Origin of the sequence: Xanthomonas graminis pv. graminis (assembly GCF_030168915.1) — a bacterium.
Taxonomy (GTDB): domain Bacteria; phylum Pseudomonadota; class Gammaproteobacteria; order Xanthomonadales; family Xanthomonadaceae; genus Xanthomonas_A; species Xanthomonas_A translucens.
Map to the genome: position 1 here is coordinate 4,288,250 of NZ_CP076255.1, position 26,528 is coordinate 4,314,777.

The 26,528-nt window shown below is 70.0% G+C and carries 21 protein-coding genes; 6 read left to right on the plus strand and 15 right to left on the minus strand.

Annotated features, from left to right (window positions below):
• Positions 1 to 31 precede the first annotated feature (31 nt).
• Positions 32 to 535 (plus strand): MgtC/SapB family protein, encoded by a 504-nt coding sequence (locus KHF85_RS18680; RefSeq protein ID WP_284567810.1) that lies wholly within the window; start codon positions 32 to 34, stop codon positions 533 to 535.
• On the opposite strand, the gene KHF85_RS18685 is transcribed toward KHF85_RS18680, so the two are convergent.
• Positions 496 to 1,122, minus strand: coding sequence for a ParB-like protein (locus KHF85_RS18685; RefSeq protein WP_284567811.1), 627 nt, complete (start codon positions 1,120 to 1,122; stop codon positions 496 to 498). The two genes, KHF85_RS18680 and KHF85_RS18685, sit on opposite strands and share 40 nt — an antisense overlap.
• A gap of 338 nt (positions 1,123 to 1,460) precedes the next feature.
• Here KHF85_RS18685 and KHF85_RS18690 point away from each other — a divergent pair, with 338 nt between their 5' ends.
• Positions 1,461 to 3,083, plus strand: coding sequence for a GGDEF domain-containing protein (locus tag KHF85_RS18690; RefSeq protein WP_284567812.1), 1,623 nt, complete (start codon positions 1,461 to 1,463; stop codon positions 3,081 to 3,083).
• 118 nt (positions 3,084 to 3,201) lie between these two features.
• On the opposite strand, the gene KHF85_RS18695 is transcribed toward KHF85_RS18690, so the two are convergent.
• Positions 3,202 to 4,122, minus strand: a complete 921-nt coding sequence (locus KHF85_RS18695; protein WP_284567813.1) for a DUF808 domain-containing protein — start codon at positions 4,120 to 4,122, stop codon at positions 3,202 to 3,204.
• A gap of 145 nt (positions 4,123 to 4,267) precedes the next feature.
• Here KHF85_RS18695 and KHF85_RS18700 point away from each other — a divergent pair, with 145 nt between their 5' ends.
• Complete coding sequence (locus KHF85_RS18700) at positions 4,268 to 5,896, plus strand: dihydroxyacetone kinase subunit DhaK (RefSeq protein WP_284567814.1); 1,629 nt, start codon at positions 4,268 to 4,270, stop codon at positions 5,894 to 5,896.
• A 233-nt stretch (positions 5,897 to 6,129) separates the two neighbouring features.
• On the opposite strand, the gene KHF85_RS18705 is transcribed toward KHF85_RS18700, so the two are convergent.
• On the minus strand, positions 6,130 to 7,239 hold the full coding sequence (locus KHF85_RS18705; RefSeq protein ID WP_284567815.1) for an XAC2610-related protein: 1,110 nt from the start codon (positions 7,237 to 7,239) through the stop codon (positions 6,130 to 6,132).
• Positions 7,240 to 7,431: 192 nt separating this feature from the next.
• On the opposite strand from KHF85_RS18705, the gene KHF85_RS18710 reads away from it, so the two are divergent.
• On the plus strand, positions 7,432 to 9,123 hold the full coding sequence (locus KHF85_RS18710) for an ABC1 kinase family protein (protein ID WP_284567816.1): 1,692 nt from the start codon (positions 7,432 to 7,434) through the stop codon (positions 9,121 to 9,123).
• A 214-nt stretch (positions 9,124 to 9,337) separates the two neighbouring features.
• Here the strand turns inward: KHF85_RS18710 and KHF85_RS18715 are convergent, their stop codons facing one another.
• From KHF85_RS18715 to KHF85_RS18740, 6 genes are all read right to left on the minus strand, one after another.
• Positions 9,338 to 11,797 carry a DUF3772 domain-containing protein gene (locus KHF85_RS18715; protein ID WP_409976717.1) on the minus strand — a complete coding sequence of 820 codons (2,460 nt, stop codon included), beginning with the start codon at positions 11,795 to 11,797 and terminating at the stop codon, positions 9,338 to 9,340.
• Between the two features lie 102 nt (positions 11,798 to 11,899).
• Entirely contained in the window at positions 11,900 to 13,279 is a 1,380-nt protein-coding gene (locus KHF85_RS18720) for a histidine-type phosphatase (protein ID WP_284567818.1), read from the minus strand.
• A 10-nt stretch (positions 13,280 to 13,289) separates the two neighbouring features.
• A complete protein-coding gene (locus tag KHF85_RS18725; protein WP_284569601.1) occupies positions 13,290 to 14,876 on the minus strand; it encodes a TonB-dependent receptor domain-containing protein in 1,587 nt (528 codons plus the stop codon).
• Positions 14,834 to 15,790 (minus strand): STN domain-containing protein, encoded by a 957-nt coding sequence (locus KHF85_RS18730; protein ID WP_284567819.1) that lies wholly within the window; start codon positions 15,788 to 15,790, stop codon positions 14,834 to 14,836. The genes KHF85_RS18725 and KHF85_RS18730 overlap by 43 nt, the downstream gene beginning before the upstream one ends.
• 117 nt (positions 15,791 to 15,907) lie before the next feature.
• On the minus strand, positions 15,908 to 16,990 hold the full coding sequence (locus KHF85_RS18735) for a FecR family protein (RefSeq protein WP_284567820.1): 1,083 nt from the start codon (positions 16,988 to 16,990) through the stop codon (positions 15,908 to 15,910).
• Positions 16,983 to 17,498, minus strand: coding sequence for an RNA polymerase sigma factor (locus KHF85_RS18740; protein ID WP_284567821.1), 516 nt, complete (start codon positions 17,496 to 17,498; stop codon positions 16,983 to 16,985). The genes KHF85_RS18735 and KHF85_RS18740 overlap by 8 nt, the downstream gene beginning before the upstream one ends.
• Before the next feature lie 303 nt (positions 17,499 to 17,801).
• On the opposite strand from KHF85_RS18740, the gene KHF85_RS18745 reads away from it, so the two are divergent.
• A complete protein-coding gene (locus KHF85_RS18745) occupies positions 17,802 to 18,881 on the plus strand; it encodes a pirin family protein (RefSeq protein ID WP_284567822.1) in 1,080 nt (359 codons plus the stop codon).
• A gap of 119 nt (positions 18,882 to 19,000) precedes the next feature.
• Here KHF85_RS18745 and KHF85_RS18750 read toward each other — a convergent pair whose 3' ends face one another.
• Complete coding sequence (locus KHF85_RS18750; protein ID WP_284566649.1) at positions 19,001 to 19,957, minus strand: IS1595 family transposase; 957 nt, start codon at positions 19,955 to 19,957, stop codon at positions 19,001 to 19,003.
• Positions 19,958 to 20,053: 96 nt separating this feature from the next.
• Positions 20,054 to 20,656: a DUF4142 domain-containing protein gene (locus KHF85_RS18755; protein ID WP_284567823.1), complete on the minus strand. Its 603-nt coding sequence runs from the start codon at positions 20,654 to 20,656 to the stop codon at positions 20,054 to 20,056.
• 124 nt (positions 20,657 to 20,780) lie between these two features.
• On the opposite strand from KHF85_RS18755, the gene KHF85_RS18760 reads away from it, so the two are divergent.
• Complete coding sequence (locus tag KHF85_RS18760; RefSeq protein ID WP_284567824.1) at positions 20,781 to 21,521, plus strand: GntR family transcriptional regulator; 741 nt, start codon at positions 20,781 to 20,783, stop codon at positions 21,519 to 21,521.
• Between the two features lie 149 nt (positions 21,522 to 21,670).
• On the opposite strand, the gene KHF85_RS18765 is transcribed toward KHF85_RS18760, so the two are convergent.
• The 4 genes from KHF85_RS18765 to KHF85_RS18780 form a co-directional block, all read right to left on the minus strand.
• Positions 21,671 to 23,026, minus strand: a complete 1,356-nt coding sequence (locus KHF85_RS18765) for an SLC13 family permease (RefSeq protein ID WP_064538282.1) — start codon at positions 23,024 to 23,026, stop codon at positions 21,671 to 21,673.
• A gap of 135 nt (positions 23,027 to 23,161) precedes the next feature.
• Positions 23,162 to 24,082 (minus strand): acyltransferase domain-containing protein, encoded by a 921-nt coding sequence (locus KHF85_RS18770; protein ID WP_284567825.1) that lies wholly within the window; start codon positions 24,080 to 24,082, stop codon positions 23,162 to 23,164.
• The gene (gene mdcB / locus KHF85_RS18775; RefSeq protein ID WP_284567826.1) at positions 24,079 to 24,891 is read right to left on the minus strand and encodes a triphosphoribosyl-dephospho-CoA synthase MdcB; all 813 of its coding nucleotides are present in this window, start codon (positions 24,889 to 24,891) and stop codon (positions 24,079 to 24,081) included. The genes KHF85_RS18770 and mdcB overlap by 4 nt, the downstream gene beginning before the upstream one ends.
• 308 nt (positions 24,892 to 25,199) lie before the next feature.
• Positions 25,200 to 26,156, minus strand: coding sequence for an IS1595 family transposase (locus tag KHF85_RS18780; protein WP_284566649.1), 957 nt, complete (start codon positions 26,154 to 26,156; stop codon positions 25,200 to 25,202).
• Positions 26,157 to 26,528 lie beyond the last annotated feature (372 nt).

Consider the following 26,528-nt stretch of genomic DNA (forward strand, 5'->3'; position numbering starts at 1 on the left):
CCCAAGCCGGGGCATCGGCTGGGAACGCCCATTGATCGACCTGTCCGACATCGTCCTGCGTCTCGGAGCCGCCGCCCTGGCCGGCGGCGCGATCGGCTTGAACCGCGATCTGCACGGCAAACCCATCGGTGTGCGCACGCTGGGGCTGGTTGGCCTGGCGACCGCGATGGTGGTCCTGCTGGTCGATCCGACCGGCAATGGCGGCTTCACCGATGCCGGCAGCCGGGTCGTCCAGGGCATCCTGACCGGCATCGGTTTTCTCGGCGCCGGGGTGATCTATCACACCCAGCGGCATGTCCGGGTCCACGGCCTCACCAGCGCCGCCTGCGCCTGGCTCACCGCTTGCGTGGGCATCATGTGCGGTGCCGGCCATTGGCGGATCGTGACCGTGTGCTTGGTCATCACGTTCGTCATCCTGCTGTGCGGCGGCCGCGTCGAGCGCGCGCTGCACAAGGCGCTCGGCGGGAAAGCCGGTCATGCGCCAGCGACGCCCGATCAGTCGTCGGACACCGGCCCGCACCAACCCGGCAGGTAGATCGCGTCCTTGCTCCTGGCGATCGCAAGCGCTTTCTCAACGGCGCGCGCGAAATCGGCTTTGACCTCGCGGCGCGGCAGCCGGCGGCGGAACAGGTCGGCCCACAGGAATTCGCTGAACGGCGTGGTGTCTTTGGCAAAGCCTCCAGCACGCCGGACCTCGCCGGCAACGCTGCGGTAGGGATCATCCGTCAGGTCCGCGATCGACGTCGGGATCTCCTTGAAGGGACGGCGCTCGCCCTTGGCGTCATAGGGATACGCCCAGCGTAAATGATCCAGAACGCTCCAGAACGCCGCCTTGTCGACGACGCTGAGATCGGCGATCACGGTGACCAGGATGTCCTTTACCCCTTCATCGTGCAGCGCACGCGCGAGATGGTGATGATCGACGACATAGAAATTGCCGTCCGGCCCCAGCACGACGGGGATCATGTGCTTGCCGAGCAATTCGGCGCGTTTGCGTTCGGACTTGTGGGCGCGCCAGCGCTTGCGCTTTTCCTTCACCTCGCGCATCCCCACCGTCATCTGCGTGGGGCGCAAGGACAGGATCGGGATCGGTTGCAGGATCGGTTCCCGGGTATTGGCCATGTCGTTCTGGGTCTCCTTGGATCGGTCCGGTCGCGCCCGCGACCATACCATGACGCCGCTACCGCGCAACCGCGGCGACGCCAGGCTCCCCGTCATCGGCGGCGATCGCCGCATCCGCGCCACGCGGACATCGATCGCCAAGCCACAGCAGACGTCTTGCTAGAGTGACAGCGTCTGGTCCGTTTTGAACAGGCCTGCGTCGCGCCCGCCAATTTCCGTGACCGTATGCCGTGGGATGGTAGGGTTGTGGCCCACGGCTCAAGCGCACGCCGCCAGCGCCGATATCCTGTTCCTGAGTGTCGCCATGGGCGGCGCGTTTACTGGGAGGAAGCGTCCGCATGCCGGACCATCGCGACGAGCCACCCGTCGGCGGACTGCGCAAGCTGTTGTCGCCGCGTCGCCGTGAACCGGCGCCGCCGGCCGCCTCCGCGGTGGCGCCACGCGGACATGGCCATGGCCATGCCCGTGGGCATGGTCATGGTCCTGGTGCCGCGCCTGCGGCGCCGGGCGAGCACGCCGATCCGGCCGCGGCCACCGCGGCGCTGATCCACCTGTTCAACCACGCCCACCAGCCGCTGGAGCTGCTCGGCGCCTTCGCTGACGGCATGGCCGGCCTGCACGGCGAGCTCGGCGACATGGGCCGGCGCTTGCAATCGGCCGCCAGCAGCAGCGACTGGCCCAGCTACGGCCGCGCGCTGCGCCAGCTGATCGACAAGTACATCCGCACCATCGACGTCGGCGATCCGCTGGCCGGCCCCAGCGACACCGAACGCCTGCGCGACCTGCTGCGCCAGGCCATCGCCGGCGCGCTGGCCTCGCTGCTGCACACCCTGCCGGAACTGGCCAACGCATCGGAGGCCACCGGCGAGGCGCTGCGCCAATGGCGCCCGGGCCTGCCGCTGGAGCCGGTGGCGCAGCGCGTACGCGAGCTGTGTCACCAGGTGTCGCTGCGCGCCAGCGACAGCCAGGAGCAGCAGACCCTGCTGCTGGGCCTGTTCGACTTGCTGCTGGAAAACGTCGGCGAACTGCTCGACGACACCAGCTGGCTGCAGGGCCAGATCGCAGTGGTGCGCGACATGATCAGCGGCCCGCTGGACCGCTATTCGATCGAGGAAGCGCGCGGCAGCCTGCGCGAGGTGATCTACAAGCAGGGCCTGCTGAAGCAGGGCATCGCCGAATCCAAGGAGGCGATGAAGGACATGATGGTGTCCTTCGTCGAGAACCTGGATGGCATGGCGATCAGCACCAGCGAATTCCACGACCGCATCGCCGACTATTCGCAGACCATCCGCGACGCGCGCAGCATCGGCGACCTCAACCGCCTGCTGCAGGAAGTGCTGCAGGACACCGGCCATGTGCAGCAGCAGGCGCTGCGCGCGCGCGACCACCTGATCGCCGCGCGCCAGGAAGTGGACGCGGCCGAGCAGCGCATCCTGCGCCTGGAGCAGGAGCTGCAGGACGTCAGCGGGCTGGTGCGGGTCGACCAGCTCACCGGCAGCCTCAACCGGCGCGGGCTGGACGAACTGTTCGCGCGCGAACTGGTGCGCACCGAGCGCAGCACCCAGCCGCTGTGCGTGGCGATGCTGGACCTGGACGATTTCCGCACGCTCAACGAGATCTACGGCCATCCCGGCGGCGACGCCGCGCTGCGTCACGTGGTCGAGGTGGCGCGCACCACCTTGCGCGGCAGCGACGCGATCGCGCGCTTCGGCGGCGAGGAATTCCTGCTGCTGATGCCCGACTGCACCATCTTCGAAGCGGCCGCGGCGGTGACCCGGGTGCAGCGCGCCCTGGCCCAGCGCGCGCTGGTGCACGAGGACCAGCGCGTGTTCATCAGCTTCAGCGCCGGGGTGGCGATGCGCCGCGCCGGCGAGACCCAGGACGTGCTGGTCAAGCGCGCCGACCGTGCCATGTACGAGGCCAAGAAGGCGGGCAAGAACCGGGTGATTTCAGCGGATTGAGGCCGGGACTCGGGACTCGGGACTCGGGACTCGGGACTCGGGACTGGCAGAGCGTGATCCCGGCGACGGCGGAACGCAACGCGCAGTCGCGATCCATCCGCACCCACTGCGCCCGCTGTTACGAGTCCCGAGTCCCGCGTCCCGAGTCCCGAACTTTCTGGAACAGCGCCACCACCCCCAGCACCAGCGCCCCGGCGACCATGCCGACCAGCGCATTGCCCAGGTTGAGCACCACGCTGCCCCAGGCGCCCTGCGGCGCGAGGCCTTCGAGGGCGTGGTGCAGCGGGCCGATGCTGTGCACCAGGATGCCGCCGCCGACCAGGAACATCGCCGCGGTGCCGGCGATCGACAGCACCCGCATCAGCCACGGCGCCAGCCATAGGATGCCGCGGCCGACCGCCGCCGCGGTGGCGCCCTTGCGGGTCAGGGACAGGCCCAGGTCGTCGAGCTTGACGATGCCGGCGACCAGGCCGTACACGCCGATGGTCATCGCCAGCGCGATCGCCACCAGCACCATGATTTGCTGGGAGAACGGCACCCCGGCGACCACGCCCAGCGACAGCACGATGATCTCCGCGGACAGGATGAAATCGGTGCGGATCGCGCCCTTCACCTTGTCCTTCTCCAACGCGACCACGTCCACCTTTTCGTCGGCCAGCGCCTGCAGCGTTTGCGCATGGCGCTGCGCGTCCTCGTCCCTGGAATGCAGGAAGCGGTGCGCCAGCTTCTCCACGCCCTCGAAGCACAGGAACGCGCCGCCGATCATCATCAGCGGGGTGATCGCCCACGGCAGCCAGGCGCTGATCGCCAGCGCCGCCGGCACCAGGATCGCCTTGTTGAGCAGCGAGCCCTTGGCCACCGCCCACACCACCGGCAGCTCGCGGTCGGCGTTGACCCCGGTGACCTGCTGCGCGTTCAGCGCCAGGTCGTCGCCGAGCACGCCGGCGGTCTTCTTCGCCGCCACCTTGGTCAGGATCGACACGTCGTCGAGCAGCGAGGCGATATCGTCGAGCAAGGTGAACAGGCTGGCGCCGGCCATGCGGGGATTCCATTCGGGGGGATGAGCGCGGATTCTCGCCGATTCCGCGCGCCCGCTGCGTGAGCGGCGCGCACCGCCTCAACCGCGCGTAACGCCGGCTCGGCTACCGTGCGCAGCAGACCAATGCCGCCTGCGAAGGACCCCCATGGACCAGTTCCTCACCGCCCCCCGCGCCATCGTCGACGACGTGCTCGACGCCGTCGCCGCGCTGCAGCCGCTGCTGCGCTCGGACCCAGCCAGCGGTACCCGCATCGTGCTGCAGGCCGAGCGCGATCCGGCGCAAGTGGCCGTGCTGTCCGGCGGCGGCGCCGGCCACGAACCGGCGCATGCCGGCTTCGTCGGCCCCGGCATGCTCAGCGGCGCCATCGCCGGCGACCTGTTCGCCTCGCCGGGGGTGGAAGCGGTGCTGGCCGCGATCCGCGCCTGCGCCGATGCGCCCGGGGTGCTGCTGGTGATCAAGAACTACACCGGCGACCGGCTCAATTTCGGCCTGGCCGCCGAGCGCGCACGCGCCGAAGGCATCGACGTGGCCAGCGTGCTGGTCGCCGACGATATCGCCCTGCCCGATGCCGCGCAGCCGCGGGGCATCGCCGGCACGGTGCTGGTGCACAAGTACGTCGGCCATCTGGCGCGCGAAGGCGTAGGGCTGGCCGCGCTGGCGCAGCGCGGCCAGGCCTTCGCCGAGCGCCTGCTGTCGCTGGGCATGGCGTTGTCCAGCTGCACCGTGCCGGGCCAGCACGCCGGCCGCCGCGCGCCGGAACTGGGCCTGGGCATTCACAACGAGCCGGGCACGCGCAAGGTGCAACCGGCCTCGGTCGAGGACGCGCTGGCGCTGGTGCTGGATCCGCTGCTGGCGCAGGCCGATGCGCGCTACGGCGCCGCTGCGCCGCTGGTGCTGCTGCTCAACGACCTGGGCGGCTGCTCCACCCAGGAACTGGGCGTGCTGACAAGGCTGGCGTTGCAGCGCATCGGCAGCGACCGGATCGCATTGATGACGCTGCCGGCGGCGCTGATGACCTCGATGGACATGCACGGCTTCTCGATCACCCTGGTGCCGGCCGACGCCGACGTGCTCGCCGCACTGCGCTCGCCGGTGCAGACGCTTGGCTGGCCGGGCGTGCGCGTGCCGCACGCGCCCGTCCACTTCGCCCCGGCGCTGTCGCGCAGCGATGCGTTCCGGCATGGCGCCCGCGACGCGCAGCGCGCTGCGGCGCTGGCCCGGGTCGCGCAGGCGCTGATCGGCGCGCAGTCGGCGTTGGACGCGCTGGATGCGCAGACCGGCGACGGCGATGCCGGCAGCACCTTCGCCGCCGGCGCCCGCGCGCTGCAGCAGGCGCTGCAGCAAGACGCGCTGGCGACCGGCGCGGCCGCGCCGCTGGCGCACGGCCTGGCGGCGACGATCGAACGCAGCATGGGCGGTTCCAGCGGCGTGCTGCTGTCGATCCTGTTCACCACCGCGGCCACCGAACTGGAGGCCGGGCACGGCTGGGTGCCGGCGCTGCAGGCCGGCGTGGCACGGATGCAGCATTACGGCGGCGCGCAACCGGGCGACCGGACCATGCTCGACGCGCTGCTGCCGGCGTTGCACGCGCTGGCGCGCGGCGGCAGCGCCGACGACGCGGCACGCGCGGCGCGTGCCGGCGCCGATGCCACCGCGCAGCTGACCCAGGCCCGCGCCGGCCGCTCGGCCGCGGTACCGGCAGACGCGCTGCGCGGCGTGATCGATCCGGGCGCCGACGCGGTGGCGCGTGCGTTCGCGGCGTGGAGTCGATGAACGCCGACACTGCGCCGCGCCGGACAGGTGCGGACCTGTAGCAGCGGTGTCGGCCGCGACCAATGGCGCCGGCCGGTTGCCTGGCATCGGGCATAGTAGGGACGGAAGTCCCTCCCACCGTGCACCTTTGTAGGAGCGGCTTCAGCCGCGACGGGCGTTACCGCGGGTGCCGGTCGCGGCTGAAGCCGCTCCTACAGGGGACAGCGAGGCCTGCTCGCCGCAGGCGCTGCTCCTTACTGCGCAGCGCGCAGCGCCTGCGCCACTGCCTGCAGCGAGCCGTGCGCCGAGCCGGGTTGCAGCGCCAGCGGCTGGGTCTTGCCGCGCGCCACCACGTCCATGCGCTGCGGCACGCCCTGGGCGTCGCCGACGATGCGGTAGGTGGTGGCGCCGCGCACGAAGCTCAACGTATGCCGCGCAGCGTCGTAGGCGAAGGTTTCCCCCTTGCCTTCCGGGTACAGCAACTCCACCTGCTGCTGCGCATCGATCGCCGCGTAGTACGGCTTACCAAACTGGCCGTTCTGCTCGCTGGCGAACACGACGATGCGCTTGCCGGCAGGGGCCAGGCGGAAGTCGAGCAGGATCTTGTGCGGCACCATCGCCGTGCTGCCGCGGTCGTCCCACAGGTAATGCGTCTGCGCCACGCGCTTGCCGCCCTGGTCGCGGTAGCGCGTCTCCTGGGCCAGGCCCGGCGCGCTGCTGGCGTCCTCGACCAATTCGCGCTGCAGCAACGGCTGGCCGTCGTGCACCGTGTACACCGCGGACCGATGCCAGCAGCAGCCGTCCTTGTTCATGGTCTGCAGTTCGCGCGCCTGCGCATCCACCTTGAACAGGCCGCAGTTTTTCTGCGCCAGCTGGGTGAATGCCGGACTCGGCGCAAAGCCCTTGGCGGTGCCGACGTACACTTTGTAGGACGCACCGTGATTGCAGCTGTTCTGCCCGTCCATCAGCGCCAGGTCCTTGATCCCGTCGAAGTTGAAGTCGGCATAGATCAGGACGCTCTGCTTGGCGTACGGTAGTTCGTGCACCTTGCCCTTGGCCTTGCCGGCCTCGACGTCGGGGTCCAGCACCAGTTCGGGCGAGGCCACCTCGATCAGCGGCTTGGCGCTGCCGCGCGCGAACACGCGCACGATACCGGGGCGGAACTCCTCGCGGTTGTCCTCGATCTCCAGCGTCGCCCGGTAGCGGTCGGAAAAATCCTGCACCTCGTAGGTGCGGCGCTGGCTGTGGGCGAAGGCCTGCGCATCGAACCCATCGTCGGCGCTGCGCCGCGACTGGGCCGACGCCGTGGCCGCCAGCGACAGCGTGCCGAGCAGGAGGAAACCGCAACGCCACGCGGCGCGCATGGGGAGAAGCGCAGAGAACGACCGCATGGGATGTCCTGGATATCGGCGAATGTGCCTGAGCGCCGCAGTTTAGAGCAGCCCGCCCATCCGCGCCGTGCGCTGCGCGCCACGGGCCATCGGGGGTTCACCATACGACGACCCGGCCCTGGCCAGACTTGCCGCTGCCATACCCACCATTTCCGGAGCCGAACCTTGAGTGCGACGCCCGACGCTGCGGACACCCCGCACGTGGTCGGCGGCCTCAGCCGCCGCACCCAGATCCTGCGCCTGCTGCTGCGCTACCGCAGCTCGGGCGTGTTCTCCGGCATGGACGTGCAGGCCGCCGACGGCGCGCAGGAACTGCCGCCGGAAGGCACGCCCGAACAGTTCGTCACCGACCTGGAAGCGCTCGGCCCGACCTTCGTCAAGCTCGGACAGATGCTGTCCACGCGCCCGGACGTGGTGCCGCCGGAATTCGCCACCGCGCTGGAGCGGATGCAGGAAAACACCGCGCCGATCCCGGTGGAACGCATCCGCGAGATCGTCGAGGCCGACCTCGGCGTGGCGGTCAACAAGGCCTTCTCCGCGTTCGACGACACCCCGCTGGGGACCGCCTCGCTGGCGCAGGTGCACCGCGCCGCGCTGCGCGACGGCACGCCGGTGGCGATCAAGGTGCAGAAGCCGGAGGTGGCCGCGCAGGTGCGTTCGGACCTGGAGGTGCTGAAGAGTTTCGCCAACGCCGCCGACAAACTGACCGGGCTGGGCCGGCGCATTCGCTTCGCCGACTGGCTGGCCGAGTTCGGCAAGGCGCTGCTGGCCGAACTCAACTACGAAGCCGAAGCGGAGAACCTGGCGCGCTTCGGCGAACACCTCAAGCCGTTCCCGCAGCTGTGGGTGCCGCAGCCGATCTGGGACCTGAGCAGCCGCAAGGTGCTGACCATGCAGCTGGCCGAAGGCGTGCGCGTGGACAGGATCTCCGGGCTGCGCCGCACCGAGCAGCCGATGCACGAGCTGGCCGCGGCGCTGGTGCGCGGCTATCTGGACCAGATGTTCGTGCACGGCGAGATCCATGCCGATCCGCACCCGGGCAACCTGCGCGTGCTCGGCGACGGGCGCCTGGCGATCTTCGACCTGGGCATGGTCGCGCACGTGCCGCCGAAACTGCGCGAGCGCCTGCTCAAGCTGCTGTTCGCCGCGGTCGATGGCCGCGGCGAGGAAGTGGCCGAGGAAACCATCGCGCTGAGTACGCGCCTGGAGGACTTCGACGAGGACCGCTACCAGCGCGAGACCGGACAGATGATCGCGCGCTATGCCGCGCACGACGCCACCTCCGAAGGCCGCGTGGTGCTGGACCTGGTGCGCATCGCCACCGCCTACGGGCTGCGCACGCCGCCGGAACTGAGCCTGCTCGGCAAGACCCTGCTGAACCTGGAAGCGGTGTGCCGCGCGCTGTCGCCGCACCTGGATACGCGCAGCGTGGTCGAGGACCAGTTGCAGCACGTGATGCGCGCGCGGCTGAAGAAATCGCTGTCGGCGGCGAACCTGGCCAGCGAGGCCATGGAAATGCAGGCGCTGCTGCGCGAGGGTCCGCGCAAGCTGTCGGACATCCTGTCGCTGGCCGCCGACAACCGCCTGCAGGTGCGCGTGGCCGGGCTGGAAGAATCGCGGCTGATGGAAAGCCTGCAGAAGATCGCCAACCGCGTCGCCGCCGGCATCGTCACCGCCGCGCTGATCCTGGCCTCCACGCAGATGATGCGCATCGACACCGGCGCCAAGCTGTTCGGCTACCCGGCCATCGCGATGGTGCTGTTCCTGCTCGGCGTGGCGCTGGGCCTGGGCATCGTCGCCAGCGCGGTGCTGTTCGACCGGCGGGCGCATGCGCGGGAGGAGCGCGGGCGGCGGTAGGTGTTGTGGCGGGACTCGGAACTCGGAACTCGGAACTCGGAACTCGGAACTCGGAAAAGCGTGGCAGCGCCATTGGCCTGTGCGGGCGCTCCTCTGTAGGAGCGGCTTCAGCCGCGACGAACGAAGCGGCGGCGCTGAGCGCTGCAGATGGCGCCGGCGCCGATGGCCCGGCACGCGCGGCCACAGGAGCGCCGAGGCCTTGCGCCATTCGCGCTTACGGCTCCTTGCGCAGCAGCCGCACTTCCTGCGGCGATTCCAGTGCGATGCCCTCTTCGGCCAGGCGCTGCAGCAGGCTGAAGAACAGATCGCTGCGGATGCCGTAGCTCAATCGCGGATTGCCGACGTAGGCGAAGCTGTTGAGGGTGACGTGGCCGCTGGCGATGGAGTCGATGTACACCGACGGCGCCGGATCCGACAACACGCCCGGATGCGCGGCATACAGTTCCAGCAGCAGCGTGCGCAGCTTGACCACGTCGGTGCCCAGCGACACCGCGAACTGGATCTGCACCCGGCCCAGCGGCCCGGCCAGGGTCATGTTGCGCAGGGTCTTGGTGATCAGTTCGGAATTGGGCACGATCAGGGTGGAACGGTCGCCGACCTGGATCTCGGTGGAACGCACGCTGATCTTGCGCACGTCGCCTTCCTGGTCGCCGATCTTGACCCAGTCGCCGATCTTGACCGGGCGCTCGGCCAGCAGGATCAGCCCGGACACGAAGTTCTGGATGATCGACTGCAGGCCGAAGCCGATGCCCACCGACAGCGCGCTGACCACCAGCGCGATCTGCGCCACGTCGATGCCCGAGGCGGCCAGCCCGCACAGCGCGGCCAGCAGGATGCCGATATAGCGGGCCGCGGTGCTGACCGAATTGCGCGAACCATCGTCCAGCTCGGTCTTCGGCAGGTAGGTCTGGGTCAGCCAGCCATGGATGTACTGCATCACCAGCAGGCCCAGGCCCAACACCAGCGCCGCGCGCAATACCTTGCCCGGGTACAGGTGGCTCTCGCCGATCGGGATGCCCTGCGACAGCACCGAGAACCAGTCGGTGATGGTCGAGACATTGGTCCCGAACGGGATCAGCAAGGCGCCCACGCCGATCAGCAACAGGCACACGCGCATCACCGCCGAGCTCAGCACCCCCGCCTGCTCCAGGCGGCTGGGGCGCACGCCGAACGCGCCGTTGGCGGCACGGCCGATGCGGCCTTCGCTGGCGAACAGCCATAGCGCGAAATCGTCGGCGAAGGTCATCAGCAGGCGGATCGCGCCGACCACCATGGTGATCCAGATGATCTGCCGGGTGATGAACAGGCCCAGGTACAGATAGCCCAGCAGCGAGGCCAGCAGCGCCACCACCACCGCCACCCGCACCAGCACCCCGACCAGCGCCAGCGCGCCGCCGTGCTGGCCCGGCGGTGGCGGCTGGCCGTTCTCCAGCGCCTGCGCGGCGGCCTCGGCGTACTGGCGCCGGCGCAGCCGCGACAGGCTGGTCAGGATGGCCAGGATCAGCACCGCGTAGGCCAGCGCGATCAGCCCGTCGGCGGCCACCGTCGCCGAGGCGCTGGTATGGCTGGCGCGGTTGACCACCAACAGCATGCTGCTGACCCAGGCCAGCGTCGCGGTGGCCCAGGTGTACTTGCGCAGGCGCCGCGCGGTGGCGTCGTCGATCGGGAACAGCCGCCACGACGGCTGGTTCGGCAGCAGCACGCTGGCGCCCAGCGAGCCCATGAACGCGGCGGCGAAACTGACCACGACGAAGCCACGCAGCACGCTTTCCAGCCGCGCCGGCACCGCACCGATGCTGCGCAGGCTCTCGGCCAGCACCAGCGCGGCCAGACCCGCGGTCAACGTGCCCAGCAGCAGAAACCACAACGCCAGGCCGGAGCGGCGCAGGCGGCTGCCCGGCGCGCGCGACATCGCGTACCGCTTGCCCAGCCAGCGCAGCAGGTAGCGCAGCGGGAACAGCAGCACGAACGCGATGCCCACGCCGATGCCGAGCGCGCCGGTGCCGTTCTCGGCGATGGCGGCGTCCAGCGCCTGCGCCGCCAACTGGTACAACGCGAGCAAGCGATCGCGGTCGTCGGGGAAATCGCTGGCGATCTGCCGCCACAGCGTCGGCGACAGCGGCGAGTCCGAGCGCATCGACAGCTCCTGGCTGAAATGCTCGGCCTGCAAGGCCTCGATCTGCTCGCCGAGCTGCTTGGCGTCCAGCACCAGCAGCTTGCCGCGCTTGATCCCCGAATCCAGCGGCGCGCGCTGCTTGGTCAGATCCTTGCGCTGCGCGACGATGTCGCTCGCCTCGCCCGCGGCAGGCTCACCCAGTTGCTTCAGCCGCGCATCGACCTGGGCCAGCTGCGGGGTCAACGCCGCGACCGCGGTCTCGGCATCGCGCTGCGCATCGGCCACCTGCCCGATCAGCTTGCGCAGCGCCTCCGGGTCGTCGGCGCTGTCCATGCTGTGCCGGGCGTCCTGCAGCGTCTGCTCGGCGCCGCTCAGCAAGGCCTCCGGGTCGGGCGCCTGCGGCTGGTCCTGCGGCTGCGCGGCAGCGGCCGCGCTCAGGCACAGCAACAGCAGCAGCAGCGAGCAGCGCAGCAACGGCAGCAACACAACGGAACGGGAAGGCAAGCGCACGCGGGGAACCGGCAAGTGAAGCGCGGACCACCGCGCGTGCGGCGCAATATACGGCGTGGGGGTTGAACAGAGCCAGCGGCATGCGACCGGTGGCAACCTGTCGCGGCTGAAGCCGCTCCTACAGGGGGCACAGCGCGGTGGACATCCGCGCTAGTCGCCGCCCCCGGCCACCTGCACCGGCCACGCGCGCATTGTCGGCACCTCGGCCTGCACCTGCTGCGCGTCCAGCCGCGCCTGCAAGGCCGGCAATGCCACCGCCAACGGACAGCGCAGTCGGCCGCCACAGCCCGGCAACGGCCAGCGTCGCTCGCGCAGCGCGGCGCCGTCAAAGCGGTTGTCGCGCAGCGCCTGCAAGGTCGGCACCACGCTGCGCAGTTGCAGGTAGTCGCGGTCGCCCTGCCGCACCAACTCCAGCAGCAGCGCGCCGCCCGGCGGATAGGCATCGGGCTGGCCAGGCACCGCGCCCGGCACGTCGAGCAGGCCGGCCAGATGCGCCAGGTTGGTGTCGTGGCCGAGCAACAGCAGCGCGCGGGTCTGCGCCGGTGCCAGCGGCGCCACTGCCGGGGCCTGCCCGGCCGCGGCCTGCAGCGTCGCCAGCAGGTGCGCGAGCAGGTTGGAGCCGCCGGCACGCGCCGCCGGCAGGGCGCGCTTGCTGTGGTCGAAGGCGGCGTTGTGCAGGCCGATCAGGCGTTGCAGGACGGTCGCATCGGCGCGACCCCATGCCACCTGCGCCAGCGGCAGGCCCTGCGCGTATTCCAGCATCAGGTTCTCGGCCAGGCTGCCGGCGGTCTTCAGCAGCTTGGCCGCCTGCGCGGGATCGTCCAGGCGTTGCGGATCGTCCAGCCGCGGCGTGTCCTGGCCCGGTGCTGGCGCGGCGCAGGCGGCAGCGCCCTGGCAGCCGGACAGGACCCGTTGCAGTGCGCGCAGCCGCGCGCGCGTGGCCGCATCCGGATGCAGCGGCGCGGCCACCGCATCGTCGTCCTTGTCGTCGTTCTTGTCCTCGCCGGCCGCGTAGTGGAACAGCGGATTGTTCTGCGTGGTCGGCAGTGCCAGGTAGTCGGCATGGCAGCCCGGCTGCAGGCCCTCGCCGAAGGCCGCGGCGCTGGCGTGGTTGCGCGGCGTGCTGTCGGCGATCAGCACCACCTGCGCGGCATCGCAGCCCGGCGCCAGCACACCTTCGCCCAGCCAGCGCTGCCGGTAGCGTGCGCCCAGCGCCTGCATCCCCGCCGCGCCGTGCGCGGTGAGCATGCCCGGCGCCACCGGCCATTGCGGCCATGGCTGCGCCGCGTACCTGGCCAGCGCGTGCGGATCCTTGGTCGGCGCACGCACGCCGTGGCGCATCACCACGATGCTCAGGCGCACTTGCGCTGGCGCGTTTGCGCTGGCGCGCGCCGCGTTGCCGGTCGGCACGTGCACGTGCGCGGCCGCGGCGGGCAAGGCCGTCACCGCCAGCAGCACCAGCGCCGCCGCGCGCGGCCACCGCCGCGAACCTGCGGCGGCAGCGACGCGTGTTGCGATGGAAGCGTACATCGCGCCGGCCTCAGAACTTCAACGACAGGTCGAGGAACACGCCGCGTCCGGCCAGGCCGAAGTACAGCGGCTGGTTGTCGGAGGAGCGCGCGCCGGCATAGCCGATCAAGGCGTGCCGATCGAGCAGGTTGTTGATGTCCATGCTGATCGAATAACCCTTCAGGCCGTAGGGGCCCTGCGTGCTGCGATAGCCCAGCGCCGCATCCAGGCTGGCGTAGCCGCCCAGGCGCTGGTCGTTGCCGAACACGGTGGCGCCGCTGGCGTCGGTGCTGTTGTCCACGCCGTACTGCGCGCCGACCACTTTCTCCATCAACGAGCCGAAGTAGCCGCTGCCGCTGTTGTAGAGCAGGCCCAATGCGCCGGTCACATGCGGGGTACCGGCGACCTGGGTGCTGCTGTGCTTGTAGGTGGCCTCGTTGTAGCTGGCGTTGGCGTACAGGCTCAGCATCGGCGTGAGCGCATAGGTGGCCTCGGCCTCGGCGCCGCGGTACACCGCACCGCCGCCGTTGACGAAGGCGCTCTCGCTGCCGCTGTCGGTGGCGACCAGGGTCTGGCTGATGTAGTTGCTGAAGTCGATGTAGTAGACGTCGGCGCCGAAGGTCAGGCCACGCGCGGCGTAGCTGGTGCCGAGCTGGTAGTTGCTGGTCAGCTCCGGCTGCAGGCCGCGCTCGCCGTTGAGTTCGATCACGTCGATCGGCGGCGCCAGGAAGCCGCGCGCGGCCTGCACGTAGCCGCTCCAGTGCTCGCTGAAGGCGTCGTGCAGGCTCAGCGACGGCAGCGTCGCGTCGTAGCTGGCGCTGGTGTAGGACGGTGCCGGCGGCGTGCTCTTGTTGAGCTGCGCGTCGAGCTGGCGCTCGACCCGCGAATAGCGCACGCCGGGGCTGAGGGTCAGCGTGTCGCTTAGCTTCCAGTCGTACTGCACGTACGGCTGCAGCGTGTCGGTGCGGTCGTGCAGCTGATAGTTGTACAGATAGCCGTACTTGGTGCCGCTGGCCGCGCCGGTGCTCATGTCCACCGGCAGCTGGTTGCGTTCGTCCAGACTGCGCTCCACCCACACGCCGGTCTGCAACTGGCCCGGGCCCAGCTCGCGCGCCAACCGCAGCACGTCGCCGAAGGCGTGGAAATCGTTGTCCGACAGCTTGCCGGGCACGTCCTTGGCCGCCTTGGACAGCTTCTTGCCGGTGCTGGAATAGAAGGTCACGCCGTTGTCGGCGGTGCTCTCGCTGGTGGGGATGCTGCTCTTGGCCGCGGTGTGGTCGAAGCTGTTGTAGTAGACCTTGTTGTCCAGCTCCCAGTCGCCCAGGCGCGTGCTCAGGCCCAGGTAGCTGAAGCTGGAGTAGTACGCGGCGCTGTTGTAGCCGGTGTAGTTCTGCAGGGTCGGATCGTTGCCCAGGCCGTAGCGCCAGCCGTGCTGTGCGATCTGCGCGCGGGTAGCGCCCTGCACGGTGTTCTGGTGCTCCTGGTTGTAGCTGCTGACGAAGCTCAGCGTGGTCGCCTCGCCCAGCTCGGTGACGGTCTTGACGAAGGCGTGCTCGCGGCGGTCGTCGGTACCTTTCAGGTAGGTGTCGCTGGCTTCCTTGGACAGGTCGGCGAACACGCGGGTGTTGCCGATGTGCTCGTCGGCGCTGACGCCGGTGGACCAGGTGTCCCAGCTGCCACCGGTGACGTAGGCGGTGACCCCGTCCACCGCGCTGGGATTGCGCGTGCGCAGCGCCAGCGTGCCGCCGAAGGTGGCGTTGCCGATGGTGGCGCCGCCGCCGGGGCCGCGGTCGATCTCGGCCTGGCCGAGCACGTGGTTGTTGAAGTACGCCGAGGTGGTGTGGTGCAGGTCGCTGGCGTCGCCGAACGGGATGCCGTCGAAGGTGATGGGCCGTCCTGGAAGCCGCGGATGCTGATGCCTTCGTTCTTGCCCAGGCCGGGACCTTCCGGCGAGGTGGTGACCACGCTCGGCGCGTACTTGATGATGTCGTCGTAGTTCGCGTTCAGGCGCAGGCCGTCGCGGATGAAGCGTTCGTCGATCACCGAGGTCGGCTGGCTCGCTTCCAGCGGCGCGGCGCTGGGCGCCAGCGTATCGACGCTGTTGGCGGTGACATTGATCGGCGCCAGTTCGCGTGGGCCGTCGTCGCGGTCTCCGGGGTCGGCGGCCGGCGTGGCCACGGCCTGCGGCGCGCGCGGGGCGGCGGCGCTGCGGGGCGCGGCAACGGCGCTGCGCACGATGCTGACCGTGCTCGGGGTTGGCATGCGGTAGTCCAGGCCGGTGCCGGCCAGCAGTTTCTGCAGCTGCTGCGCCGGCGCCAAGCCGGCCGGTGCGCCGTTGCTGCGTTGCCCGGCGACCAGCGCCGGGTCGTACATCAGTTGCAGGCCGCTGTTGCGGGCGAACCGCTCCAGCGCCTGATCCAGCGGCATCGGCGCGATCGCCGGCGCAGAGGCGGCAACGGGAACCGACCAGGCCGGCAGCGAAGCGGTGCTGCCGAGCAGCAGGGCGATGGAAACGACGAGCGTGTTGCGCATGGGACGTGCTACCGGAGGGGAGAGGAAGGCGGCCGTGCGCATCCAGCGCGACGGCCATACCTACCTAGGAGTGCCGCACAGCGCCGCGCGGCTACCGGTAATTGCATGAATTTTTTCTTACATCGGCGCCGGCGCGCTGCGGATCGTCACCGCGTGGGCGTCGCGGTGCACCTGCACGTTCGGCAGGCTGCCCAGATAGGCGACGAAAGCGTCCGGATCGCGCAGGTGGAACACGCCGCTGATGCGGCGCGCGGCCAGCGCCGGGTCGGCGATGCGCAGCGGCTGCGTGGTGTAGGCGTTGAACAGCCGCGCCACCTCGCCCACGCTGCGGTCGTGCACGCCGACCTGCGCCGGCAGCCAGGCGGTGGCGCCGGCGATGTCGGCATGCGCGTCCAGTCCCAGCAACTGGCCGCGCGCATCCAGCCGCGCCTGCTGGCCGCCGCCCAGGTCCGCCAGCTGCGCGCCCTCGCTGGGCAAAGCGTTGCGCCACCACCACGGATGCGCGCCGCGCAGCACGTGCACGCGTCCCTGCAGCACGGTGACGCGTGTGCCACCGGCATGTTGATCGACGCCGAACACAGTGCCGATGTCGCGCAGTACCAGCGTGCCGACGCTGACCCGCAGCGGCCGCGCCGGATCGTGGCCGAGGTCGAACAGCGCCTTGCCCCGCAGCAATGCGATGTCGCGGCGCTGCGCGCCGTAGCGCACGGCGATGGCGCTGCCGCGGTCCAGGCGCACCACGCTGCCGTCGGCCAGCGCGACCTCGCGCCCGGCATCGGCGGCGGCGGCGTAGACCGTCGCCGCGACGCTGGCCGGCGCCGCCAGCTGCGTGGCCACGCCCACCGCGGCCAGCGCGAGCACCGCGGCCAGGCCCAAGGCCCGGCGCCGGCTGCGCTTGCGCGCGGGCGCCGCCGCGCGCACTCGCGACGCGGCACTGCGGCCGAGTTCGGGCCGCAACGGCACCACCACCGCGCCGCTGTGGCGCGCATGCGCGCACAGCTGGTCGCTGCTGGCCTGCTGCGAGTGCGCCGCGGCCTGCAGGTCCTGGTGCAGGTGGGCGATGCCCAGGTATTCGGCCACGTGCGCCGGCGATTGCCGCAGCCACGCCAGGAATTCGGCCTGCTGCACCGGCGCCAGCGGCGCCTCGCGCTGTGCCAGGTACCAGGCCGCGGCCGCCGCGGCGATCGGCGACTCACGCATAGCGCGCCATGCCCTGCCGGCACACCGCCAGGCCCTTGATGATGTATTTCTTGACCATGTGGCTGGAGATCTGCAACTGCTGGGCGATGTCCTGGTAGCCGAGTTCGTCGCGGTAGCGCAGCACCATCGCCGCGCGGCATTTCGGCGGTAGCCGCGCCATCAGTTCGGCCAGGCGCCGCCGGCGTTGCTCGCGGTGCATCTGCGCATCCGCCTCGCACGGCACCGCCAGCCGCTCCAGCACCTCGTCCAGGCAGGTGTCGCGCTGCGTGCTGCGCTGGTTGAGCAGCGCATGCTCGCGCATCAGGTTGGCGGCGATGGTGAACAGGTAGGCTTCCGGATTGGCGATCTCCGGCGCGTGCGCCTCGCTGCGTTGCAGGCGCAGCCACACTTCCTGTACCAGGTCCTCGGCGTCCCAGGCCGCGGCGCGGCGACGCAGGAAATAGCGGCTCAGCGACGGCCGCCATTGCAGGAACAGCCGCGACAGGGCCGGCAAGGGTTCGGGACGCACCAGGCGCTCGCAGGATCGGAAAGGCCTGCGATGCTGGTTGCGGCGGATGAAAGTCCGATGACGCACGGGCCGCGCGGGCACGGATGCAGGGCCGCGCCCCAGCCGGCATTCAGTTGCGCGCCGCGGGCGGCCTGGTGCGCTGGAGCGGCGGATGTAGCGCGGCCGATGGCCGGGGCGGCCGCGGGCGGGCGGCGTTCCACATGCGGGATAGGATGTCCTTCGCAGCGGCCTTCCGCTGCGCCGGACACGCTCCATGTTCAAGGGATTGCCGCCTTTGCGCCGGCGTTCGCCAAGGACATCGTCATGACCGACCCCGTCGTCCAGATCAAGCCGCTCGGCTTTCCATGGGAAACGATCGACCCGTTTCTGTTCTGCGTCTATCACGACGACGCTTATCCCGCCGGCAACGGCGCGATGGGTCCGGCGGCATCGCTCGCGGGCCGCGCCATCGGCCAGGACTTCAGCCGCAAGGACGGCTGGAGCATGTATCACGGCGAGCAGATCCCCGGCTTTCCCGGCCACCCGCACCGCGGCTTCGAGACCGTGACCATCGTGCGCAAGGGGCTGATCAACCATGCCGACTCGCTCGGCGCGGTGGCGCGCTTCGGCGCCGGCGACGTGCAGTGGTTGACGGCCGGTGCCGGCATCGTCCATTCGGAGATGTTCCCGCTGCTAGAGACCACCGCGCCCAACCCGCTGGAACTGTTCCAGATCTGGCTCAACCTGCCGGCGCGCAGCAAGATGGTGGCGCCGCACTTCACCATGTTCTGGGCGCACGACCTGCCGCGCTTCAGCGCCACCGACGCCGCCGGCCGCCGCACCGAGGTGGCCTGCGTGGCCGGCCGGATCGGCCCGGTCGACGCCGCGCCCGGCGCGGCCGGCGGTCCGCTGGCGCCGCCGCCGGATTCGTGGGCCGCGCAGGACGATGCCGACGTGGCGATCTGGACGATCCGCATGGCGCCCGGCGCACGCTGGACGCTGCCCGCCGCGCAAGGTCGCGGCACGCGCCGCAGCCTGTACTTCTTCAAGGGCGCAGCGGTGACCGTGGGCGGACGCGACGTGCAACGCCACGCCGCCATCGAAGTGCGTGCCGACCAGGCGGTGGAGCTGGTCAACGGCGATCTGGACGTGAGCGAGTTCCTGGTGCTGCAGGGCCGGCCGATCGCCGAACCGGTGGCCCAGCACGGCCCGTTCGTGATGAACACCCAAGCCGAGATCGCCCAGACCATGGCCGACTACCGCCGCACCCAGTTCGGCGGCTGGCCATGGAACGACGAGGCGCCGGTGCACGGCAGCGATGCGGCCCGCTTCGCGCGACACCCGGATGGGCGCGAGGAGCGGCCGGCACAGCACGCGGCAGCCGCGGACATCGCGATCGGTTAGCGCGTGTTCCCGTGGCGAATGGCTGCGGAAACGTGGCGGGCCGTGCTGGCTTCGCGTACTCGCATCAGCGCGTCGCTTTCGCGCCGTACCCTCACCCCACCCCCTCCCCGAGGGCCTGATTAGCGCTGTGTCTCAGCTGTCGTACGCAGTTGCTGCTCTGTGAGCCTTCCCGCGCCGGCCAGGGCACTGGCCAGGCGCGGCACCATGGCGGCCAGGTTGAAGCGGCGATTGAAGCGGTAGGCATGCGCATGCAGGTAGCGCGCGCCGTATTTGGGGAAGTCCACCGCATGGTGGGTGCCGCTAAGCGCCGTTTTGAGATTGCCCAGGATCGTATTGACCCAACGCAGACGAGGCTGCTGGACGCCTTTGCGGCCGCTTCCGGTCACGATGGCATCGTGGGTCAGGCCTGCCCAGCCCACACCGGTGAACGCTGTCAGCCCATCACTGACGACATGGGTGCCCGGTGCCAGTGCCTGCTGAGCCCACGTGTGCACGACGCTTCTTCGGAAGCTGGAGACCACATCCAGGCGGAGATAGCGCGGGCGCCCTTGATGCAGGGAAACCGCTGCAATAAACGGCACTTTATTGCGCCACTGCGGTTGGCCTGGACCACCGGCGCGTTCGCCGCCCAGATAGGCATCATCGATCTGGACCTCTCCGTCGAGCCGGCGTGACTGCTCACGATCGGCCATCGCCGACATCACTTTGTGCTTGATCCGCCATGCAGTGCGATAGCACACGCCCAGTTGCCGAGCCAGTTCCAGCGCAGCAATTCCGTTCTTGGCTTGGCTCACCAGATAGATGGCCAGCCACCACACCCGCAAGGGAAGCTTGGTGTCTGCCATGGGCGTGCCGGCGGTCAAGCTGGTCTGTACCCGGCAGCGCGCGCACTGCCACAGGTGCTGGCGTCCCCGCTCAAAGCCACTGGCATGCGTGTGTCCGCACTGCGGACACACGAAGCCATTGGGCCACCTGGCCTGAACCAAGGCCTCGACACATTGCGCCTCGGAGCCGTAGCGGCTCAGAAAAGCCGGAATCGAAAGCCCCTTTTGGAACTGGATCCGATTGAGCGTCATCGCCGTATCTCACTGAAGAACCTGCATTTCTAAACCAAGGCAGCATCACCAGCTGAGACACAGCGCTAATCAGGCCCCGAGGGGACAGGGGCTACATCAGTAGCGTGCGGAGGCCAGCGCCTGCGCGCGCTCCAGTTGCTCGGCGATGCGCTTGCGCGCCTGCTGCAGTTCCTGCTTGGTCGCCTGCTGTTGCGCGGCCGGCACCAGCTCGGCATCGATCACCGTCAACGCATCGGAATAGCTGCGTACCATCGTCGCCATGTAGGCGTTCATGTACGCCGAATCGTCCTTCTCTTGGTCCAGCGCCTGCAGTTGCGCCTGGCCCTTGGCCACTTGCGCGGCGATCTTCTGCGCATCGCCGGGACCGCCCTTTCCGGCGTCCGCAGCCGCGGCGCCCTGATGCGCGGCGACCACTTCGCGGGCGAAGTCGGCGACGCTGCCGCTGACGTTGCGCGACAGCGCCTGCTGCGACAGCGCCACCGCATTGCCTTCCAGCACCTGCAGCATCGCCTTGGCCGAGGCATCGCCGGCGATCGGCGCGCGCCCGCTTTCGCCGCCGACCGGGGCCGCGGTCGGGGCCGGCGAGGTCGCCGGTGCGGTGCGCGAGGTCTGGTCGCCCGGCTTGCCGCAGCCGCTCAGCGCCACGGCAGTCAGCGCCGCGAGAATCGAAAGCCGGGTCGTGATGCGTCTCGGGGTCATGGGATGCTCCTGGTTTGCCAACGCCTACCTTGCCCAGGCGCCGCGCAAACCCGCGTGAATCGCCTGCGCAGGCCGCTAGAATGACGGCATGGCCAACACGGCTCCAGAGCGTTCCGATCCGCCGATGACCCTCGCGCCCGACACCCGCGCGCCGCGCAAGCGCGTGGCGCTGTACGAAGACGTGGCCGAGCGGCTGCGGCAGAAGATCTACGACTACGTGCTGCCGCCGGGCGAGTGGATCGACGAGCCGGCGCTGGTCGCCGAACTGGGCATCAGCCGCACCCCGTTGCGCGAGAGCCTGAAGCTGCTCGCCGCCGAAGGCCTGGTGCAGATCGAGCCCGGCCGCGGCGCGCGCGTGACCCGGCTGAACCTGGAGGACCTCAACGAGCTGTTCCCGGTGATGGCGCTGCTGGAGGGCCGCTGCGCCTACGAGGCGGTACGCAAGGTCGATGCCGCCGGCCTGGCGCGGCTGGAAGCGCTGCATGCGCGGATGGAGCAGGCGGCCGACGAAGGCGACCTGGCCGAGTACTACCGGCAGAACTACCTGATCCACGAATCGGTGCAGGAATTCGCCGGCAACCCGTGGCTGATCCGCGTCACCCACGACCTGCACCGCATCCTCAAGATGCACCGCGGGCGCCAGCTGCTGGCGCCCGGGCGCATGCAGCAATCGCTGTGCGAACACCGCGAACTGATGGACTGCTTCCGCCGCGGCGACGCCGAAGGCGCCGAGCGCACCATGAACCGGCACCTGCAAAGCCAGGGCAACGCCCTGGCGATGTATGTGGCCGCCGGCGGCAAGTTGAATGTGCCGGCGCCGTTGCCTGGTGGGCGGGACGCGGGACCCGGGACGCGGAACTCGTAAAAAGCGGCGCGTTCGGTTTTGCCGCTGCAAGGCGCTCGCCGAGAGCCACACCCACAAAAGCGCCGCCCCGAGGGACGGCGCTTTTTTTGTTCGATGCGTTGCGGGCCGGGAACCGCGATCGGCGGTCGCGGCTGCCCGGTCTGCGTCCCTCACAGCCAGCCCGGCACCACCAGCAGCAGCCAGGCCAGCAGTGGGCCGAACAGGACCACCAGACCGCTGTAGATCAGGAAGCGCTTGTACAGCGACTCGCGTTCGTCCGGCGCGGCCGAGGCCACCACCAGCGCGCCGTTGGTCGAGAATGGGCTCACGTCCACCACCGTGGACGAAATCGCCAACGCGCAGATCACCCCGGCCGCACCGAGGTGGCCCTGCAGCAGGAACGGCACCGCCAGCGGGATGGTCGCGCCCAGCACTGCCGCCGAGGAGGCGAACGCGGAGACGATGCCGCCGACGTAGCACACCAGCAGCGCGCCGAGCAGCGGGATGCCGATGTCGGACACGCCGTTGCCGATGTAGTCCACCGCCCCGCTCTCCTGCAGCACCGCCACGTAGGTGACCACGCCGCTGATCAGCAGCACCGTGGACCAGCTGATGCCGTCCACCGCGCCCTTCTGCGCCTTCGGCGACAGCAACGCCAGCACCACCGCCACGGTCATCGACACCAGGCCGACGTTGAGGTTGTAGAGCAGCGAGGCGATGCCCAGGCCGAGCAGGCCGAACAGGGTCAGCACCCGATCGCGGTTCAGGCTCACCGCCTCCAGCGCCGCCGGGTCGGTGGACAAGGTGCCGCCGCCGGCCGACAGCAACGCGCCATGGCCTTCGATCGCGAACTGGCGATGCGAGGACTGATCGCCCACCGGCACGTAGGCGGCGTTGGCCAGCGATGGCGTCGGTTCGCGCCGCAGCAGCGCCAGGCCGCCGAAGGCGAAGAAGCAGATCAGCGCCATCAGCAGGTTGAAGCCGAGGCTGGTCAGGAACACCGCCATCTCGGTCACGTCCAGCCCGGCCTTCTCCACCACCTTGTTGGTGATGCCGCCGTACACGCTGATCGGCGAGAAACCGCCGGCTTGCGCGCCATGGATCACCAGCAGGCCCATCAGCAACGGACTGATCCGGTACTGCCTGGCGAAGCGCAGCGCGACCGGGCCGATGATCGCCACCGCCGCCGGGCCGAGCGCGCCGAATGCGGTCAGTACCGCGGTGACCACGAACATCACCCACGGGATCGCTACGAGCTTGCCGCGGACCGCGCGCACCGCCCAATGCACCAACAGATCGATGGTGCCGTTGTTGCGCGCGATCGCGAACAGATAGGTGATGCCGACCAGGGTCAGGAACAGGTCGCCGGGAAACCCGGCCAGGACCTCCTTCCCGTCCATGCCGACCCAGACGCCACCGATGATGAAGGCCAACGCGAATGCGACCGCGCCCATGTTGACCGGCAATGCCGTGGCCACGATGAACATGACGATCAAGCCGATGATCGTCGCGATTTGTGGACTCATGCGCCCTCCCGAGCTTGCTGGATCCGTACCACTGCCGCGAATGGCCACCCGCCATCCTGGGTCGATCGCCCACTGCCAACTGCCGTGGCGGCGCGACGGCTGCCATCGCCGTCCCCTCCCGCCGCCACGGCCGCATCACTGCATCCGTTGCTCCGCCTGCCGCGCCCATGCCGCCGCTGCGGCCAGGCTGCCGAACTCTTCCACCGAACGCGCCTGGCACTGCGGCAGCAGCTCGCGCGCGATGCGTGCCAGCGCCCCGCCAGGCCCCAGTTCCAGGAACACGCGCGCACCGCGCTCGGCGGCCTGGCGCAGGGTGCCGGCCCAGTCCAGCGTCGTCGCCAGCTGCGCCGACAGCGCGCCGATGGCGTCGTCGCGATCGCCGATGCGGTGTCCGTCGATCCCGGCCAGCAGTGCGGCGCGCGGCGCGGCCAGCGGCGCGGCGCGCAGGTCGGCGGCGAACGCCTGCGCCGCGCTGGCCAGCAACGGCGTATGCGCGGCCACCGCGACCGGCAGCCGGGTGACCCGCGCGCGTTGCGCACGCGCCTGGCGCTCGCCCTGCGCCAGCGCATCGGCATGGCCGCCGAGCACCAGATGGTCGTCGCCGTTGACGATGGCGATGTGCAGGCCGGTCTGCGCGCACAGCGTTTCGGCGGCGTCGCGCAACAGGCCCTGTACCGCGATCAGGCCGTCGCCCTTGCGGCTGGCCGCATCCATGCGCTGCGCGCGCCGCCGCGCCAGCGCCAGGCAGACGGACGCGTCCATGCCGCCGCCCAGCGCATGCGCGGCCAGTTCGCCGATGCTGTAGCCGAGCAGCAACGCCGGCGGCGGCAGTTGCGGCAGCAGCGCGGCGGCATTGGCCAGCGCCGCCGCGCACACCAGCGGCTGCGCGACCGCGTTGTCGTAGCGCGCGTCGGCACCAGCCAGCGCGCGCGGATCGGCGCCGAGCACCTGCGCGGCCGCGGCCAGCACCGCCTCGGCCGCAGGCGCGCCGGCGCTGTAGTCGAACATCGCCGGATGTTGCGCGCCCTGCCCCGGGCACAGCAGTGCCAGGCTCATGCGGCCTCCTGGCGCTGCAGGAAACAGGCGCAGGCGAGCAGATCGGCACTGCCGCCCGGGCTCAGCCGGCGCGCGACGAAGGCCTCGCCGATGCGCGACAACTGCTGGCGCCAATCCGGCTGCGCCACGCCGCCGGCCTCGAGGAACCCCCGCGCGCTGCGTTGCGCGAAACGCAGGCCGTCGCGGCCGCCGCGCTGCAGCAGGTTCAGATCGTCGGTGTGCGCGATCAGCTGCAGCAGGGTCTGCGCCATGGCGGCATCATAGGCAACGCCTGCACGCAGCGCGCGGCGCAGCGTCGGCAGCGCCACCTCGCGCAGCAGCGGGAAGCCTGCAGCGGCCTGTTCGCGCACGCCGGCCACGCCATGCCGGCGACGCATGCGCTGGCCGTGGCTGTGCGGATCCAGTGGCGCGTCCAGCAACGCATCGCGCCAGTGGCCGACGGCATTGCAGACCGCCACGCCGTCCGGCATCGCATGCTGCTGGCTGCGCAACCGCGCCGCCGCCGCGACCAGCAGGCCCAGGCTGAAGATCGCACCGCGGTGGGTGTTGACGCCGCCGGTGGCGCGCAGCATGGCGCGCTCGGCCTCGATGCCGCGCTGGCGCAACGTGGCGAACGGCGCATCCGCCATGCCGGCAGCGGCGATCGCGACGAAGTAGCCGCGCAACGCGAACAGGCTGCGCAGGAACGTGGACGCGTCCATGTCGTCGTGGCTGCCGCGATCGAACGGCGTGACCAGGCCGGGCTTCGGCGCGCAGGCCAGCTCGGCATGCAGGCTGGCGACGGCGAGACGGCCGAGACGGTATGGCATGGCCGCAGCGTTGGGGACGTTCGCTGCGGTGTTCGCCGCCGATGAAGCCGCTTGCGGATAGCCGACGAATTGCACTGTAGAAGGGGCTTCAGGCGCGACCGCTTCTGATGCCGTGAAGATCGCGGCTGCGTTCGTCGCGGCTGAAGCCGCTCCTACAGGGGCGTGCGGATGGCTGGCTAGCTGCACTGTGGGAGGGACTTCAGTTCCGACGGCTGCCGACGCCGGTAGGTGCGACGCTCCGTTCGTCGCGGCTGAAGCCGCTCCTACAGGGGCGTGCGGATGGCCGGCTAGCTGCACTGTGGGCCTGATTAGCGCTGTGTCTCAGCTGTCGTACGCAGTTGCTGCTCTGTGAGCCTTCCCGCGCCGGCCAGGGCACTGGCCAGGCGCGGCACCATGGCGGCCAGGTTGAAGCGGCGATTGAAGCGGTAGGCATGCGCATGCAGGTAGCGCGCGCCGTATTTGGGGAAGTCCACCGCATGGTGGGTGCCGCTAAGCGCCGTTTTGAGATTGCCCAGGATCGTATTGACCCAACGCAGACGAGGCTGCTGGACGCCTTTGCGGCCGCTTCCGGTCACGATGGCATCGTGGGTCAGGCCTGCCCAGCCCACACCGGTGAACGCTGTCAGCCCATCACTGACGACATGGGTGCCCGGTGCCAGTGCCTGCTGAGCCCACGTGTGCACGACGCTTCTTCGGAAGCTGGAGACCACATCCAGGCGGAGATAGCGCGGGCGCCCTTGATGCAGGGAAACCGCTGCAATAAACGGCACTTTATTGCGCCACTGCGGTTGGCCTGGACCACCGGCGCGTTCGCCGCCCAGATAGGCATCATCGATCTGGACCTCTCCGTCGAGCCGGCGTGACTGCTCACGATCGGCCATCGCCGACATCACTTTGTGCTTGATCCGCCATGCAGTGCGATAGCACACGCCCAGTTGCCGAGCCAGTTCCAGCGCAGCAATTCCGTTCTTGGCTTGGCTCACCAGATAGATGGCCAGCCACCACACCCGCAAGGGAAGCTTGGTGTCTGCCATGGGCGTGCCGGCGGTCAAGCTGGTCTGTACCCGGCAGCGCGCGCACTGCCACAGGTGCTGGCGTCCCCGCTCAAAGCCACTGGCATGCGTGTGTCCGCACTGCGGACACACGAAGCCATTGGGCCACCTGGCCTGAACCAAGGCCTCGACACATTGCGCCTCGGAGCCGTAGCGGCTCAGAAAAGCCGGAATCGAAAGCCCCTTTTGGAACTGGATCCGATTGAGCGTCATCGCCGTATCTCACTGAAGAACCTGCATTTCTAAACCAAGGCAGCATCACCAGCTGAGACACAGCGCTAATCAGGCACTGTGGGAGGGTCTTCAGTCCCGACGGCTTCCGACGCCGGTAGGTGCGACGCTCCGTTCGTCGCGGCTGAAGCCGCTCCTACAGGGGCTTGCGGATGGCCGGCTAGCTGCACTGTGGGAGGGTCTTCAGTGCCGACGGCTGCCGACGCCGGTAGGTTTGACGCTCCGTTCGTCGCGGTCGAAGCCGCTCCTGCAGGAGCCTGCGAACCTGCTGGGGCCACTGTAGGAGGGGCTTCAGCCCCGACCGCTTGCGGCGCCGGACCGTCCACGGCTGCGGCGGCCAGCGATGGCGGAAAG